17 protein-coding genes are annotated in these 14,824 nt (G+C 68.4%); 6 read left to right on the top strand and 11 right to left on the bottom strand.

The window, feature by feature from the left end:
* From ACFVDI_RS20645 to ACFVDI_RS20625, 5 genes are all read right to left on the bottom strand, one after another.
* Complete coding sequence (locus ACFVDI_RS20645) at positions 1-471, bottom strand: VOC family protein (RefSeq protein WP_378909342.1); 471 nt, start codon at positions 469-471, stop codon at positions 1-3.
* 39 nt (positions 472-510) lie between these two features.
* Positions 511-993: a DUF6069 family protein gene (locus ACFVDI_RS20640; protein WP_378909339.1), complete on the bottom strand. Its 483-nt coding sequence runs from the start codon at positions 991-993 to the stop codon at positions 511-513.
* A gap of 115 nt (positions 994-1,108) precedes the next feature.
* Complete coding sequence (locus ACFVDI_RS20635) at positions 1,109-3,469, bottom strand: ATP-binding cassette domain-containing protein (RefSeq protein ID WP_378909336.1); 2,361 nt, start codon at positions 3,467-3,469, stop codon at positions 1,109-1,111.
* Between the two features lie 53 nt (positions 3,470-3,522).
* Entirely contained in the window at positions 3,523-3,945 is a 423-nt protein-coding gene (locus ACFVDI_RS20630) for a VOC family protein (RefSeq protein WP_378909332.1), read from the bottom strand.
* A gap of 5 nt (positions 3,946-3,950) precedes the next feature.
* Positions 3,951-4,400: a helix-turn-helix transcriptional regulator gene (locus ACFVDI_RS20625; RefSeq protein WP_378909330.1), complete on the bottom strand. Its 450-nt coding sequence runs from the start codon at positions 4,398-4,400 to the stop codon at positions 3,951-3,953.
* 111 nt (positions 4,401-4,511) lie between these two features.
* Between ACFVDI_RS20625 and ACFVDI_RS20620 the strand changes: the two genes are divergently transcribed.
* Entirely contained in the window at positions 4,512-4,682 is a 171-nt protein-coding gene (locus tag ACFVDI_RS20620) for a hypothetical protein (RefSeq protein WP_378909327.1), read from the top strand.
* Positions 4,683-4,695: 13 nt separating this feature from the next.
* Here the strand turns inward: ACFVDI_RS20620 and ACFVDI_RS20615 are convergent, their stop codons facing one another.
* Together ACFVDI_RS20615 and ACFVDI_RS20610 are read right to left on the bottom strand one after the other, a co-directional pair.
* Positions 4,696-5,367: a response regulator gene (locus ACFVDI_RS20615; RefSeq protein ID WP_378909318.1), complete on the bottom strand. Its 672-nt coding sequence runs from the start codon at positions 5,365-5,367 to the stop codon at positions 4,696-4,698.
* Positions 5,364-6,551 (bottom strand): sensor histidine kinase, encoded by a 1,188-nt coding sequence (locus ACFVDI_RS20610; protein WP_378909315.1) that lies wholly within the window; start codon positions 6,549-6,551, stop codon positions 5,364-5,366. The genes ACFVDI_RS20615 and ACFVDI_RS20610 overlap by 4 nt, the downstream gene beginning before the upstream one ends.
* 132 nt (positions 6,552-6,683) lie before the next feature.
* Here ACFVDI_RS20610 and ACFVDI_RS20605 point away from each other — a divergent pair, with 132 nt between their 5' ends.
* From ACFVDI_RS20605 to ACFVDI_RS20585, 5 genes are all read left to right on the top strand, one after another.
* Positions 6,684-7,607 (top strand): ABC transporter ATP-binding protein, encoded by a 924-nt coding sequence (locus tag ACFVDI_RS20605; protein ID WP_378909311.1) that lies wholly within the window; start codon positions 6,684-6,686, stop codon positions 7,605-7,607.
* Complete coding sequence (locus tag ACFVDI_RS20600; protein WP_378909307.1) at positions 7,604-8,449, top strand: ABC transporter permease; 846 nt, start codon at positions 7,604-7,606, stop codon at positions 8,447-8,449. Before ACFVDI_RS20605 ends, ACFVDI_RS20600 begins: the two co-directional genes overlap by 4 nt.
* Positions 8,450-8,598: 149 nt before the next feature.
* Positions 8,599-9,537 carry a MetQ/NlpA family ABC transporter substrate-binding protein gene (locus ACFVDI_RS20595; protein WP_378909305.1) on the top strand — a complete coding sequence of 313 codons (939 nt, stop codon included), beginning with the start codon at positions 8,599-8,601 and terminating at the stop codon, positions 9,535-9,537.
* Positions 9,534-10,580 carry a methionine ABC transporter ATP-binding protein gene (locus ACFVDI_RS20590; protein WP_378909301.1) on the top strand — a complete coding sequence of 349 codons (1,047 nt, stop codon included), beginning with the start codon at positions 9,534-9,536 and terminating at the stop codon, positions 10,578-10,580. The genes ACFVDI_RS20595 and ACFVDI_RS20590 overlap by 4 nt, the downstream gene beginning before the upstream one ends.
* Positions 10,580-11,260, top strand: coding sequence for a methionine ABC transporter permease (locus tag ACFVDI_RS20585; RefSeq protein ID WP_378909298.1), 681 nt, complete (start codon positions 10,580-10,582; stop codon positions 11,258-11,260). The genes ACFVDI_RS20590 and ACFVDI_RS20585 overlap by 1 nt, the downstream gene beginning before the upstream one ends.
* A gap of 10 nt (positions 11,261-11,270) precedes the next feature.
* On the opposite strand, the gene ACFVDI_RS20580 is transcribed toward ACFVDI_RS20585, so the two are convergent.
* From ACFVDI_RS20580 to ACFVDI_RS20565, 4 genes are all read right to left on the bottom strand, one after another.
* Positions 11,271-12,062: a class I SAM-dependent methyltransferase gene (locus ACFVDI_RS20580; RefSeq protein ID WP_378909295.1), complete on the bottom strand. Its 792-nt coding sequence runs from the start codon at positions 12,060-12,062 to the stop codon at positions 11,271-11,273.
* Between the two features lie 47 nt (positions 12,063-12,109).
* Positions 12,110-12,409: a hypothetical protein gene (locus tag ACFVDI_RS20575; RefSeq protein ID WP_378909293.1), complete on the bottom strand. Its 300-nt coding sequence runs from the start codon at positions 12,407-12,409 to the stop codon at positions 12,110-12,112.
* Between the two features lie 104 nt (positions 12,410-12,513).
* Positions 12,514-13,011, bottom strand: coding sequence for a DUF4919 domain-containing protein (locus tag ACFVDI_RS20570; RefSeq protein ID WP_378909291.1), 498 nt, complete (start codon positions 13,009-13,011; stop codon positions 12,514-12,516).
* 128 nt (positions 13,012-13,139) lie between these two features.
* Positions 13,140-14,162 carry an LLM class flavin-dependent oxidoreductase gene (locus ACFVDI_RS20565; protein ID WP_378909285.1) on the bottom strand — a complete coding sequence of 341 codons (1,023 nt, stop codon included), beginning with the start codon at positions 14,160-14,162 and terminating at the stop codon, positions 13,140-13,142.
* Positions 14,163-14,824: the final 662 nt, after the last annotated feature.

The following is a 14,824-nucleotide window of genomic DNA, read 5'->3' as shown; positions in this document are numbered from 1 at the left end:
TCAGTCGAGGCACCACTCGTTTCCCTCGGGGTCCTGCATGACGATGAAACCGTCGCTCATCGGCGGCTCGGGCTCGGAGCGGCGCACGCGGGTGGCGCCGAGCGCGACGACCCGCTCGCACTCCGCCTCGAGCGCCGCCATCCGCTCCTCCCCCTGCAGCCCCGGAGCCGCCCGGACGTCGAGGTGGACGCGGTTCTTGGCGGTCTTCGACTCCGGGACCCGCTGGAAGAAGACCCGCGGGCCGGTGCCGGCGGGGTCCTCGATCGCCGAGGCGTTGTTGCGCTGGTCCTCCGGCACCCCGACACGAGCGAGGAACTCGTCCCAGGCGTCCAGCGGGTCGCTGCCCTCGGGGACCTCGACTCCCGGCGGACCCGGGTGGACGTAGCCGAGCACGTCACGCCAGAACGTGGAGAGCGCGCGGGGGTCGTGTGCGTCGAAGGTGATCTGGAAGGTTCGAGTCTCGAGAGCCATGGGTCCACCATGGCATCGAATCAGGACAGTCTGCGTCCGCTATCGGCGGTGGGCGGGGCCGGGCAGTCCGAGGCCGCGGCGCTCCTCCATCCGGAGCGCGATCATCGGCACCACGATCGCGGCGGCGACGACGTGCGTCAGGCAGAGGAAGCCCACGAAGGTCAGGTCGAACTCGAAGACGGGCAGCACGTCGGGGATCAAGGAGAGCCCGGTGAGCACGATCATGGTGATCTGGAAGGTCGAACGGGGCATCGCTGCCACCCGGATCATCACCTCGGCGATGATGATCCCGATCAGCGAGCAGTAGATGGTGAGCATCGGGAACGCGGAGAGCGGTACGTCACCGAGACTGCTGCCGAAGTCGACCCCGGCCGACTTGGCGACCAGAGCCATCACGGTGGTGGTGACCGCTGCGATGGCCGTGGCCACCAGCCCACGCGGCCATACCGGCGCCGGTCGCTCCCGGACCGGCGTGATCTCCACCGCCGTGGTGCGCCTGTGGTCGGGAACGTAGAGGGTCATTCTCGGGTGCTCCTTGATTGATGCTGCAACCAATGCACACTAAGCGTGATCCTCCACCGCGACCGCATCCAGATGGCCGCAACCGGACGTGATTCGCACCACCCGGCGGGTCGGATCACGCCCCCACGTACGCCGCCAGGTGCTCGCCGGTCAACGTCGACCTCTTCGAGACGAGCTCGGCCGGCGTACCTTCGAAGACGACCAGGCCACCGTCGTGACCGGCGCCCGGACCGAGGTCGATGATCCAGTCGGCGTGCGCCATGACGGCCTGGTGGTGCTCGATCACGATGACCGACTTCCCGGCGTCGACCAGCTTGTCGAGCAGGGCGAGCAGGTTGTCGACGTCGGCCAGGTGGAGGCCGGTGGTCGGCTCGTCGAGGACGTACGTCCCGCCCTTCTCCCCCAGGTGCATGGCCAGCTTGATCCGCTGCCGCTCGCCGCCGGAGAGGGTGTTGAGGGGCTGGCCGAGCTTGAGGTAGCCGAGGCCGACGTCGGTCATCCGCTCCAGGATCTTGGCGGCCGGAGGCACCTTCGACTCGCCCGCGGAGAAGAACTCGTGCGCCTTGGCCACCGACAGGTCGAGCACCTCGGCGATGTTGAGCCCGCCGAGGCGGTACTCCAGCACCAGCGCCTGGAACCGCTTGCCACCGCAGTCCTCGCACGGCGAGGCGACGGTCTCCATGAACCCGAGCTCGGTGTAGATCATCCCGTTGCCCTTGCAGGTCGGGCAGGCACCTTCGGAGTTGGCCGAGAAGAGCGCCGGCTTGACCCCGTTGGCCTTCGCGAACGCCTTGCGGATCGGCTCGAGCAGGCCCGTGTAGGTGGCCGGGTTGCTCCGGCGTGACCCCTTGATCGCGCTCTGGTCGACGAACTCGACGTCCTCGCTCGCGGGGATGGAGCCGTGGATCAGCGACGACTTGCCCGAGCCGGCGACACCGGTGACGACCGTCAGCACGCCGAGCGGGATGTCGACGTCGACGTTGCGCAGGTTGTGGGAGGTCGCCCCCCGGATCTCCAGCTGTCCCTTCGGCGTGCGGACGGTCTCCTTGAGCGAGGCCCGGTGGCCGAGGTGGCGTCCGGTGAGCGTGTCGGCCTTCGCGAGGCCCTCGTAGGTGCCCTCGAAGCAGATCGTGCCGCCGTCGCTGCCCGCGCCCGGGCCGAGGTCGACGACGTGGTCGGCGATGGCGATCGTCTCCGGCTTGTGCTCGACGACCAGGACGGTGTTGCCCTTGTCGCGCAGGTCGAGAAGCAGCTTGTTCATCCGCTGGATGTCGTGCGGGTGCAGCCCGACGGTCGGCTCGTCGAAGACGTAGGTGACGTCGGTCAGCGCGGACCCGAGGTGACGGACCATCTTCGTACGCTGCGCCTCACCGCCGCTCAGGGTGCCGGAGGGCCGGTCGAGGGAGAGATAGCCCAGACCGATCTCGACGAACGAGTCGAACAGGTGCAGCAGGCCGGCGACCAGGGGCGCGACGCCCGGGTCGTCGATGCTCCGCAGCCACTCGGCCGCGTCGGTGACCTGCATCGAGCACACGTCCGCGATCGACGTGCCGCGGATCTTCGAGGAGAGCGCGGACTCGTTGAGCCGGGTGCCACCACAGGCGGGACACGGCTTGAAGACCGCGGCCGCCTCCACGAACTTCTTGATGTGGGGCTGCAGCGCCTCGACGTCCTTGCTGAACATCGACTTGCGGATCTTCGGGATCAGGCCCTCGTAGGTGGCGTTGATGCCCTCGAGCTTGATCTTGCGCGGCTCGGCGTAGAGCAGGTCGTGACGCTGCTCCTCGGTGAGGTCCTTGATCGGGACGTCCGGCGGCACGACCACCTTGAACGCCGCCACCATCCAGCCGTCGGCGGTGTAGCCGGGCACCAGGATCGCCCCGTCGACCAACGACTTCGACTCGTCGATGATGACGGCGAGGTCGAGGTCGGAGATGGTCCCGCGTCCCTCGCACTCGGCACACATGCCGCCGAGGTAGACCGCGTCCTTGACGATCGTCTTCTCACCCTTGGGTCCGGTCATCACTCCCGACGCCCGGGTGGTGGGGATGTTGAAGGAGAACGCGGTCGGACCGCCGATGAACGGCTCCCCCAGCCGGCTGAACAGCGAGCGCAGCATCGCGTAGGCGTCGGTGACGGTGCCCAGGGTCGAGCGCGGGTTGGCGCCCAGCCGCTCCTGGTCGACCAGGATGGCGGTGGTCAGCCCCTCCAGGGCGTCGACCTCCGGCCGCGGCAGGCTGGGCATGAACCCCTGGATGAACGTCGAGTAGGTCTCGTCGATCAGCCGCCGCGACTCCGCCGCGATCGTGCCGAAGACCAGCGACGACTTCCCCGACCCCGACACCCCGGTGAACACCGAGAGCCGGCGCTTGGGGATCTCGACGGAGACGTCGTTGAGGTTGTTCTGCCGGGCGCCCTGGACGCGGATCAGATCGTGCGTGTCGGCGTCGTGCGCGGCCGTGCTGGGATCGGTCATGGCGGTCAGGCTAGCCGGAGGATTGAACCCGGGCGTGCACATTTTTTCCAGGCTCACTTGATCTGCTGGAGACGGACCGTGTTGCCCGCCGGGTCGCGGAACGAGCAGTCCCTCATCCCCCAGTCCTGGTCGGTCGGCTCCGACATGATCTCGCCGCCGGCGGCGTCGATGCCGGCCTGGATCTTCTCGAAGGCGGCGTCGACGTCCGGGGAGGAGAGCATCAGGCTGGCGAAGGTGCCCTTGGCCATCATCTCCTGGATGACACGGCCCTCGTCCTCGCTGATGTTCGGGTCGGCGAGCGGCGGGTAGAGCACGACGCTCACGCTCGGCTGAGACGGCGGTCCGATGGTGAGCCAGCGCATCGCCTCGTACCCGACGTCCTTCCTGACCTCGAAACCCAGCAGGTCGCGGTAGAACCGCAGCGAGGCATCGGGGTCGGTGTGGGGAAGGTAGCTGTGGCAGATGTTGATGTCCATGGCCCTTACGTTATGTAGGGGTCAGGCACCTTCGCTTCTCGATTTCTGACCGGTCTGGTGACCTGTTTCGAGACGCACGGCGGGATGCCGGCGCCACCGCTCGTCGCCTTGTCCCGGTAGACGCTCGGCGACATCCCGACGAGCTCGCTGAAGCGCGTCGAGAACGTACCCAGCGACCCGAAGCCGACCGCGAAGCAGATGTCGGTGACGCTGAGGTCGCCACGTCGCAGCAGCGTCATCGCGCGCTCCACCCGCCGGGTCATCAGGTAGGAGTAGGGCGGCTCGCCGTAGGCCTTGCGGAACTCCCGGCTCAGGTGCCCGGCCGACATGTGTACGCCGCGGGCCAGTGCCTCCACATCGAGGGGCTGCGCGTACTCCCGGTCGATCCGGTCCTTGACCTTCCGCAGCAGCTTCAGGTCACGAAGTCGCTGCTCCTGGTCGGGTTTGGTGGTCACCCGGCGATCCTCCCATTTGATGAATCTGCCGCGTGTCGAAGTAAAGGTGTCGAAATCGGCCGCGCACACTCGTGGAGTAGGTGAAGGCACGAACACGGATAGGAGAAAGTCATGTGGGACACAGCTCAGGACACCGAGAACACCAACGTACGCAGCTTCCCGATGTCGCACTTCCTGCCGTGCCCGCGATGCGGCCACGAGGTGCACACCTACCTTGCCTGCAGCGACACCTGCCCTTGCGCGCCCGTCGTGATGCCCGGCAGCATCCCGCAGGCCGCCTGAGTCCGGCGCCCGGCTAGACCTTGAGGCCCGACTCGATCGCGAAGACGACGAGCTGGGCACGGTCACGGGCATGCAGCTTCACCATCGCGCGCGAGACGTGGGTGCGTACCGTGTCCGGGCTGACCACGAGCTCGGCGGCGATCTCGGCGTTGGAGCGGCCGGTCGCCACCCAGGCGACCATCTCCCGCTCACGCTCGGTCAGGTCACCTAGCCGCGGATGCGGATTGGCCGCCCGGCGGGATGAGCCGAACTCCTCGATCACCCGCCTGGTCACCGTCGGTGCGAGCAGTGATCCGCCCTCGGCGACGACCCGGATCGCATCGAGCAGCGCGACCGGCTCGGCGTCCTTGAGCAGGAAGCCACTCGCTCCCAGTCGCAGTGCCTCGAAGACGTACTCGTCGAGCTCGAAGGTCGTCAGCATCACCACCCGTACGTCTTTCAGGGAGGCGTCTCGAGTCACCTGCTCGAGCATGCCGAGGCCGTCGAGGACGGGCATCCGGATGTCGCAGAGCACGACGTCGGGGTGGGCGCGGCGCAGCATCGGCAACGCGGCACTGCCGTCGGAGGCCTCGCCGACGACCTCCAGGTCGGGCTCGGCGCCGATCATCGTCGCCAGGCCCATCCGGACCAGGGGCTGGTCATCGACCAGAGCGACCTTGATCAGGGTGTGATCACTGATGCTCATGCCAGCCCCTCCGCGCCACCCGCCGAGGACCCAGTAAGCGGGATGGAAGCCCGCAGCCGGAAGCCCCGTACCTCCGGCCCCGCCTCTAGCCTGCCGCCAAGTGCCTCCACGCGCGACCGCATTCCCACAATTCCCATCCCAGAGCGCCTTTCTTTGCTCGGAATGTCCGATCCCCGCCCGTCGTCGTGCACCGTCACGACCATCTCGGCGGTTTCCCCGATGGTCGAGACCAGGAGCGAGACCTCGGCACGGGACGCTCCCGCATGCCGCAGCACGTTGGTGAGCCCCTCCTGGACCACGGCGTACGCAGCCCGCTCGGCCTCGGCCGGAGCCGAGGTCACCTCGAGCCGGAGCGAGACGTCCAGACCGCCGGTGCGCACCCGCTCGATCAGTGCAGGCAGGTCGGCGAGCCCGTGCTCCGGCGCTCGTGGTGCCGCCGACCCGGCGGTCTCGGTGTCGGTCAGCCGGGCCAGCTGCCGGCGCAGCAGGTCGAGCGACTCCTTGCTCTCGGCCCGGATGGCCTCGAGGTTGCGGCGGGCCGCGTCCGGGTCCCGGTCGAGCACGTGCAGCGCGGCACCTGCCTGCATCGCGATCACCGCCAGCCCGTGACCGACGCCGTCGTGCAGGTCGGCGGCCATCCGCACCCTCTCGTCGCTGACCGCGCGGCGCTGACGCTGGGCGCGAGCCTCGTTGCGCGAGCGCATGGCGGACGCGATGGCGCCGCACGCGGCGATCAGCGCCACCTGCCCGAAGGCCTGCCACTGGGAGAGGTCGCCGTCCGGGCCGCCGGGTCCCCACGGACCACGGCTGCCGTCGAACCGCGGACTCTCGGTCGGGTTCAGGATGATCCCGGTGGCCACGAGCGCTGCCCCCACCACCGCCCAGCCGATCCACCTGCGTGGCGGCAGTGACAACGCCGTCGCGAACGTGACCACGGGCATCGCCATGAAGATCGGCCCGTCGGCGTAGCCGGCCGTGAAGTAGCCGCCGACGCATGCCCCGCTCGCCGCGAGCGTCCACGCGGGCGGCCGATTCAACAGCACCGGGAGGACGGCGACGAGTGCGATCAGCGCCGGCAGCACGGCCGGCCCCCGGGTGTCGGCCTGGGCGTTGCTGCCCAGCGAGCCGACGAGCTCCACCACGACGATCAGCCACGGGAGCCAATGACGACGGATCCGGGACATGGACACACCGTAGTTCGATCAGGGGCCCGGGACGTACGACACAGGCGGCCGGCGGGGTACGCAGATCTGCGTAACCCGAAGCCTCCGCCGCGCCGATGTCGACCCGGGGTCGGCCACGAGAGCGTGGGAGGCATGAAGGAACTCGTGGTTGAGACCGACGGGCTGACCAAGCGGTACGGCGACAGACTCGCCGTCGACCGGGTCAGCATGACCGTCAAGCGTGGCGAGGTGTACGGCTTCCTCGGCCCCAACGGGGCCGGCAAGACGACGACCTTGCGGATGATGCTCGGCCTGATCCGGCCCACCGCCGGATCCGCCAGCGTCCTGGGCCGTCCCGCCGGGCGACCCGAGGTCACTGCCCGCATCGGCGCCCTCATCGAGGGTCCTGGCTTCTACCCCTACCTGAACGGCCGGGACAACCTGTGCACGATGGCGCGCTACCAGGGGCTGCCCGACACCGAGGTCGACCGGGTGCTCGAGATGGTGGACCTCGCCGACCGGGCGAAGGACGCCTTCAAGGGCTACTCCCTCGGAATGAAGCAGCGCCTCGGCGTCGCCGCCGCGATGCTCGGCTCTCCCGACCTGCTCGTGCTCGACGAGCCCACCAACGGGCTGGACCCGGCCGGTATGGCGGACATGCGGGCGCTGGTCGTCTCGCTCGCCGAGGCCGGCCAGACGGTCATCCTCTCCAGCCACATCCTCGCGGAGGTGCAGGAGATCTGCGACCGCGTCGGTGTGATCGACAACGGCCGGCTGCTGCGCGAGTCGACCGTTGCCGACCTGCGCGGTGGCGCGACCCTCCGGGTCCGGGCCACCCCCGAGGACGCCGCCCTGGCGACACTGATGCGGATGGCCGGCGACGAGGGCGTACGCCGCATCGGCAACGAGACGCTCGAGGTCGACCTGCCCATCACCGCGGCCCCCGATGTCGTACGTCACCTGGTCGCCCATTCCATCGATGTCCACGAGGTCACCGCCGCGGAGCGCTCCCTGGAGGACGTCTTCTTCGAGATGACCAGCTCCGAGACGAGCAGGAAGAAGGAGGCCGTGTCATGAACGCCTTGATGAACAGCACCCGCGCCGAGCTGCTGCGGCTGCGCAAGTGGACGGCGGTCTGGGTGATCGTCGGCGCCTGGCTGGCGCTGTCGCTCTCCTTCGGCTACGTCTTCAACTACGTCGCCTACAAGACCGGCGATGACAACTTCGCCGGCGACGGTGCCAGCAACGCCCAGCTGTTGGCCGAGCTGATGCCGAGCGCGATCCCGGACGTGATCGTCAGCGGGTTGCCGATGTTCGGCGGTGCGCTGGCGATGGTGGTCGGAGCGCTGGTGGCCGGCAACGGGTTCGGCTTGGGCACCTGGAAGACCGTCTTCACCCAGGGGCCGAGCCGGTTGGCCGCCGTCGTCGGCTCGCTGGCCGCGGTGACGATGTTCATCGTCGCGATGATGACCGCGACCCTGGCCCTGTGCGCCGGCGTCTCGGTGGCGATCGCCGCCACCGAGGGGCAAACGATCGACATGCCCGCGCTGAGCGACCTGGCGCAGTCTTTCGGCGCCGGGTTCCTGGTGCTGGAGATGTGGGCGCTGCTCGGGTTCCTGGTCGGCGTGCTGGCCAAGGGGCCCGCGCTTGCCGTCGGCCTGGGCCTGGTCTGGTCGCTGGTGGTCGAGAACCTGCTGCGCGGTGTCGGCAGCCTGCTCCCCGGCATCGAGACCGTCACCGACGCCCTCCCCGGCACGGCCGGAGGCTCACTGGCCGGCTCGATCGTGGGCGGGCCCAACGGCACACCAGGAATCCTCGACGCGATCTCCGGCGAGCGAGCGCTGCTCACCGTCACGGCGTACGTCCTGGTCGCCGCTGTCGCGGCGGTGATCGTGATGAGGCGACGCGACCTCGCGTGAACGGCGCCTAACACACCTCGAGGCATGTCGATGACATGATCTCGGGGTGTGGCCGCGTGCGCGGGTGTGATCCTTGTTAAGTCTACTGTGTTGGTGGACAACAACCGCGTTGTCCCAGCATTCTCAACGTCCAGAAGAGGTTCCCACCCGTGTCCTCCAACACGCCTGAGCCCACCCCGCTCATCGAGGCTCCCAAGTCCAAGCTCCCGCTGATCATCGGCATCGTCGTCGCCGCCGCGATCGTGATCGGCGGCCTCGTCTTCTTCCTCACCCGCGACGACGACTCCGCAGGCGACCTGACCAAGGTCACCATCGGTGTCGTCGGTGCCGACGACCCCTACTGGAAGACCTTCCAGGACGCCGCCCGAGAAGAGGGCATCGACCTCGAGGTCAAGAACTTCGGCGACTACAACCAGCCCAACCCGGCGCTCTCCGAGGGCGAGCTGGACCTCAACCAGTTCCAGCACATCATCTTCCTGGCCGACTACAACGTCCAGAACGACGACGACCTGGTTGCGCTCGGCTCGACCGCGACCTACCCGCTGGGTCTCTACTCCGCCAAGTACAAGAGCCTCGACGACATCAAGGCCGGCGAGACCGTGATCGTCCCCGACGACGAGACCAACCAGGCCCGCGGCCTGGTCCTGCTCCAGTCCAAGGGCCTGATCGAGCTGACCGACGGCGGCACCCCGTTCAGCACCATCAAGGAGGTCGACACGGCCGCCTCGAAGGTGAAGGTCAAGGCGGTCCAGGCCTCGATCACCGCCTCCTCGCTGCCCGACGTCGCCGCGGCGATCATCAACAACGACTTCGTCGAGGACGCCGGCCTGAAGTTCGAGGACGCGCTGGCCACCGACGATCCCTCCGACCCGAAGGCACTCCCCTACGTCAACGTCTTCGCCGTACGCGCCGAGGACAAGGACAACGCGACCTACAAGAAGCTGGTCGAGATCTTCCAGACCGACGAGGACGTCCAGCAGGGGGTCTACGAGACCTCCGGCAACACTGCCGAGCTGGTGAAGATCCCGGTCGGGGACCTGCAGAAGTCGCTCGATGAGACCGAGAAGCAGGTTGAGGAGCGTCAGTGACGACGTCCGCCACCGAAGCGGTGCCGCTGGTGCGGCTCCGCAACGTCACCAAGAGCTATCCGGCGGCCAAGGGGCGCACGGAGGTCCGGGCGGTCGACGACGTCGACCTGGACATCGCCGCCGGTGACGTGCAGGCGATCGTCGGATACTCCGGCGCCGGCAAGTCCACCCTGGTACGCCTGCTGAACGGCCTCGAGCCGGCCACCTCGGGCTCCATCCAGGTCGGCGGCACCGAGCTCGTCGGTATGCACGAGCGTCAGCTGCGGCCGATCCGGCTCGGCATCGGGATGATCTTCCAGCAGTTCAACCTCTTCGAGTCGCGTACGGTCTGGGGCAACCTCGCCTACCCGCTGCAGATCGCCGGCGTCGGCAAGGCCGAGCAGCAGCGCCGGATATCCGAGCTGCTCCACTTCGTCGGTCTCCCCGACAAGGCCCACACCTACCCGCGCAACCTGTCGGGTGGGCAGAAGCAGCGTGTCGGCATCGCCCGCGCCCTGACCACCAACCCGTCGCTGCTGCTCGCCGACGAGGCCACCAGCGCGCTCGACCCGGAGACCACCCACGAGGTGCTGCGGTTGCTGAAGCGGGTCAACCAGGAGCTCGGCACCACGATCGTGGCGATCACCCACGAGATGGAGGTCGTCCGCGAGCTCGCCGACCACGTCGCCGTCATGGAGAACGGGCGGATCGTCGAGTCCGGCGCCGTCTACGACGTCTTCTCCGCGCCGCGACAGCCGGTGACCCGGCGCTTCGTCGGCACCGTCGTCGACGACGAGCCCTCCCCCGACGCCCTGGCGGCGCTGCGGTCGCGTCATCCCGGCCGGTTCGTGAAGGTCGAGCTGCGCGAGGGCGGACCCCGCCAGACCGACGTCTTCGCCGTCCTTCTCCGGCGCGGGATCGCCTTCGAGCTCGTCTTCGGCGGCATCGAGGAGATCCGGGGCGCCACCTTCGGCAACCTGACCCTCGCCCTCGACGGGCCCGCGTCCTCGGTCGACGAGGCCGTACGTGAGCTGGCCGCCCTCGTCCCCGCCAAGGAGCTGTGATGCTGACCGCTCTCCCCACCGACACCCGGCTCGGCGAGCTGTGGCCCGACATCTGGCAGGCAACCGGCGAGACGCTGCTCATGGTCGCGCTGACGATGCTGATCGGCGGCACCCTGGGTCTGCTGCTCGCCCTGGGCCTCTATCTCACCCGCCGTGGCGGCCTTTACCAGAACGCGGTCGTCTCGACGGTCCTCAACGTGCTGGTCAACTTCTTCCGGCCGATCCCGTTCATCATCTTCATCGCCGCTGTCCAGCCGGTCGCGCGACTGATCGTGGGCACCGGGATCGGGATGCCGGCGGTGGTGTTCTCGCTCATCCTCGCGGCGATGTTCGGGATCGCCCGGATCATCGAGCAGAACCTGGTGACCGTCCCACCGGGCGTCATCGAGGCCGCTCGCGCGATGGGCGCAAGCCGTGCCCGGATCGCCGCGACCGTCGTCCTCCCCGAGGCGCTGGCGCCGATCATCCTGGGTTACACCTTCGCCTTCGTCGCGGTCGTCGACATGTCCGCGGTCGCGGGCCTGATCGCCGGTGGCGGTCTGGGCAGCTTCGCCCAGACCTTCGGCTACCGGCAGTACGACCCGACCGTCACCTGGGTCTGTGTGCTGATCCTCGTCGCCCTGGTGCAGGTCATCCAGCTGATCGGCAACACGCTGTCGGCGCGGATCCTGCGCCGCTGACGCGGAGCGCTCAGGCGCGAGCCAGGATCTCGCCGTGAAGGACGGAGAACCAGCCGTCCTCAGCCTCGGCCCACGACCGCCACCCGTCCGCGACCCGGGCGAGGTCGGCGGTCGTGGCATCTTTGGAGTCGACGAGCTGGCGGGCCACCGCCGAGTCGGTGAACCGGTCGGCCCACATCCCGCCCCACCAGGCCCGGTCCTCGGGATCGGCGAAGCACCAGGTGCTCGAGGAGACCTCGATGTCGGTGAACCCTGCGGCCCGCGCCCAGGAGACCAGTCGCCGGCCCGCGTCGGGCTCGCCGCCGTTGGCGCGGGCCGCCCGCTGGTAGAGCCGCAGCCACTCGGTCAGCTCGGCCGACTCCGGCCACCAGACGAAACCCGCGTAGTCGCTGTCACGCACCGCGACCAGGCCTCCGGGCCTCGTCACCCGCCGCATCTCCCGCAGCGCCTGCACCGGGTCCGCCACATGCTGCAGCACCTGGTGCGCGTGAACGATGTCGTACGCAGCGTCCTCGATGCTCAGCGCGTGCACGTCCTCGACCCGGAAATCGATGTTCATGACTCCCCCGGCCGAGGCCACCTGCCGGGAGAGCCCGAGCTCGGTCTCCCCGATCTCGGTCGCCGTCACCTGAGCGACCCGGCCGGCGAGATCCAGCGTGATCGTGCCCGGCCCGGCGCCCACGTCGAGCAGTCGCTGCTCAGGGCTCAGCCACGGCAGCAGGTACGCCGCGGAGTTCTCCGCCGTGCGCCACCTGTGCGAGCGCAGTACCGACTCGTGATGGCCATGGGTGTAGGTCGACATGCCTCGACTCTACGCACGGAATCCCGAAGAATGAGATGCGAATATCGCTATGCGGACAGGCGGGGAAGTGCTGTATCGGCGCAGCCCATCCGCCGGCGGGCGAACAGGATCCCGCCCACGAGCGCGCCCAGGAGCAGGGTGTTGGCCACGATCACCACACCGGTGTCGAACGGTGCCGCGCCGCCGCCCGGACGCGCGTCCTCGGGCGCCACCTCGTGACGGTCGAACACGACCTGGCCCTGGTCGGAGGCACGCGGCTCGTCGGCCGCAGCCGCGCTCAGCGCCGCGGCGGCGACGACGACAGCAACCATCCCGGCGAGCAGAATCCGCAAGGTGCGACTCATCATGCTCCCGAGCGTGGGCGCCGGTCCCGTCAGGAACCCGACGCACACCGCCCCTACCGGCAACAACCCGGTGAACAATCGGAACGGCTGCGGGTGGAGCCTCCCCCTCAGGTCCTGGCGTAGTCGTTGCTGATGTCGAAGAACCAGACCGTCGAGTCGGTGCACACGATCCGGTCGAGCTTGCCGACCGCCACCTGCGACCGCGGCGTCTTGCCCGAGGCCAGCACGACGTCGTACACGTCGCTGGTCCGCATCACCGACCACGGCTCGGACTCGGTGCCCTCGCCGGTGCTGATGATGCTGTCGAGCGCCGCCTGGGCCAGGATCGACTCGCGCTGCGCCTGCTCGACGTTGCCGAGGCCGCGCTGGGCATCGGCGAGGGCGGCGTGAGCCGAAGGGCTGAAGATCGCGCCGGGCATGAGCGCGTGGACGGCGGAAACCGCGCCGGCGTAGTCGCCGACCGACATCATCGGGGCGACCAGCTCGGTGATCTCGAGATCGGGCCTGAAGTTGGGAGCCTCGAGGATCGCCTCACGCAAGGCCCTCAATGACTCCGGGCCGGGTTCGCGAAGATAGACGTCAAGCAGCTCTGCGTACGTAGCCAACAGGGTCCCCCTTGAATATCGGTCGCCGTGCACGGTAGCCAATGGCGCGGCCACGTGGGGCGGTTGACAACGATTATGCGCCCTTTTGTGACCCGGAAGTTGTGCGGTCCCACCCACGCGATCTCCTGCTATCGCCAGCCGAGACCGGGTGCGACGTGGGTCAGGATGCTCTCCAGGACGTGGGCGTTGTAGTCGACGCCGAGCTGGTTCGGGACGGTGAGCAACAGCGTGTCCGCGGCCTGGATCGCCTCGTCCTCGGCCAGCTCCTGGATGAGGACGTCGGGCTCGGCGGCGTACGAACGTCCGAAGATGGCCCGGGTCTGGTCGTCGATGTTGCCGATCTGGTCCTTGGCCTGCCGGTCGAGGCCGAAGTAGCGGCGGTCCTCCTCGTTGACGAGGGCGAAGATCGAGCGGGAGACAGAGACGCGCGGCACGCGGTCGTGCCCGGCCTCCTTCCACGCCTCGCGGTAGGCCTCGATCTGCTCACGCTGCTGGATGTGGAACGGCTTGCCGTTCTCGTCGTTCTTGAGGGTGGAGCTCTGCAGGTTCATGCCGAGACCGGCAGCCCAGCGCGCGGTCGCCAGCGAGCTCGAGCCCCACCAGATGCGGTCGCGCAGCGTCTCGGAGTAGGGCTCGACGCGGAGCTTGCCGGGCGGGTTCGGGAACATCGGACGCGGGTTGGGTTCGGCGAACTGCGCGCCCTCGATGATCTTCAGATAGGTCTCGGTGTGGGCGCGGGCCATGTCGGCCTCCGAGGCGTTCCCGCCCGGCTCGTAGCCGAAGTAGCGCCACCCCTCGATGACCTGCTCGGGTGAGCCGCGGCTGATTCCGAGCTGCAGGCGCTCGCCGGAGATCAGGTCGGCCGCCGCGGAGTCCTCGGCCATGTAGAGCGGGTTCTCGTAGCGCATGTCGATGACGCCGGTGCCGATCTCGATCCTCGACGTGCGGGCACCGATCGCGGACAGCAGCGGGAACGGCGAGGCGTACTGGCGCGCGAAGTGATGGACCCGGAAGTACGCGCCGTCGACGCTGAGCTCCTCGGCGGCGACGGCGAGGTCGATGCCCTGGAGCAGCGCGTCTCGTGCGGACTGCGTCTGCGAGTAGGGCGACGGTGTCCAGTGACCGAAAGACAAGAATCCGATGTTCTTCACGGGTAGTGGAACTCTCAACGGAGCGACGGGATTCCCTCGACGCGGGGCCAGGCGGGGCCTGGTCATGTCCGGCGGGATGACCGGGACCTTCGCCTCTGGGCGTTCTGCACTCCGGAACTGTCTCCGTCCCGACACCACCTTGTCGGTGGTCGCGTGGCGGTCTGCGTTCTGTTTTCATTCCGTCCACACGCCAAGAGGCCCGTCGTACGTGCCGTAAAGCGGACGCCCACACGGCATCAACAGGAGCCCCTTATGAGTTTATCTATCGGTCGACCGAATAATCATATCGGTCGACTGACCAGGGAAAACATTGTCTCGGCGTGTTGTCCGAGCACTTCCGAAGTCGCGGATTATCGTGTTACATATCAGGCAGCTTCACCGATGCAGTTTCACCGATAAAGGCCGACCAACATTCTCTGGGGGATGAATTAGTTATGTGGGACACCGTTGAGGTGCAGAGCTTCACGCTTTCTCACGACATGCCGTGCCGCGACTGCGGTCACGCACGTCACCGCTTCTTGCCGTGTGACGCCGACTGCGACTGCCGCGCCCACGAGGTCGCGGAGCTACTGGAGGTCGCCGGCGCTCGCTGAACGACCTGACGTCAGCTGTCTCGGGCGTCCAGAACGGTGGCCACCGCATCGCCTTGGCCTACGTTATTG

It is taken from the genome of Nocardioides sp. NPDC057767 (assembly GCF_042798275.1).
In the GTDB taxonomy this organism is placed as follows: domain Bacteria; phylum Actinomycetota; class Actinomycetes; order Propionibacteriales; family Nocardioidaceae; genus Nocardioides.
Note: the sequence above shows the minus strand (reverse complement) of the source record. Positions and strands in the feature narration are given on the sequence as shown.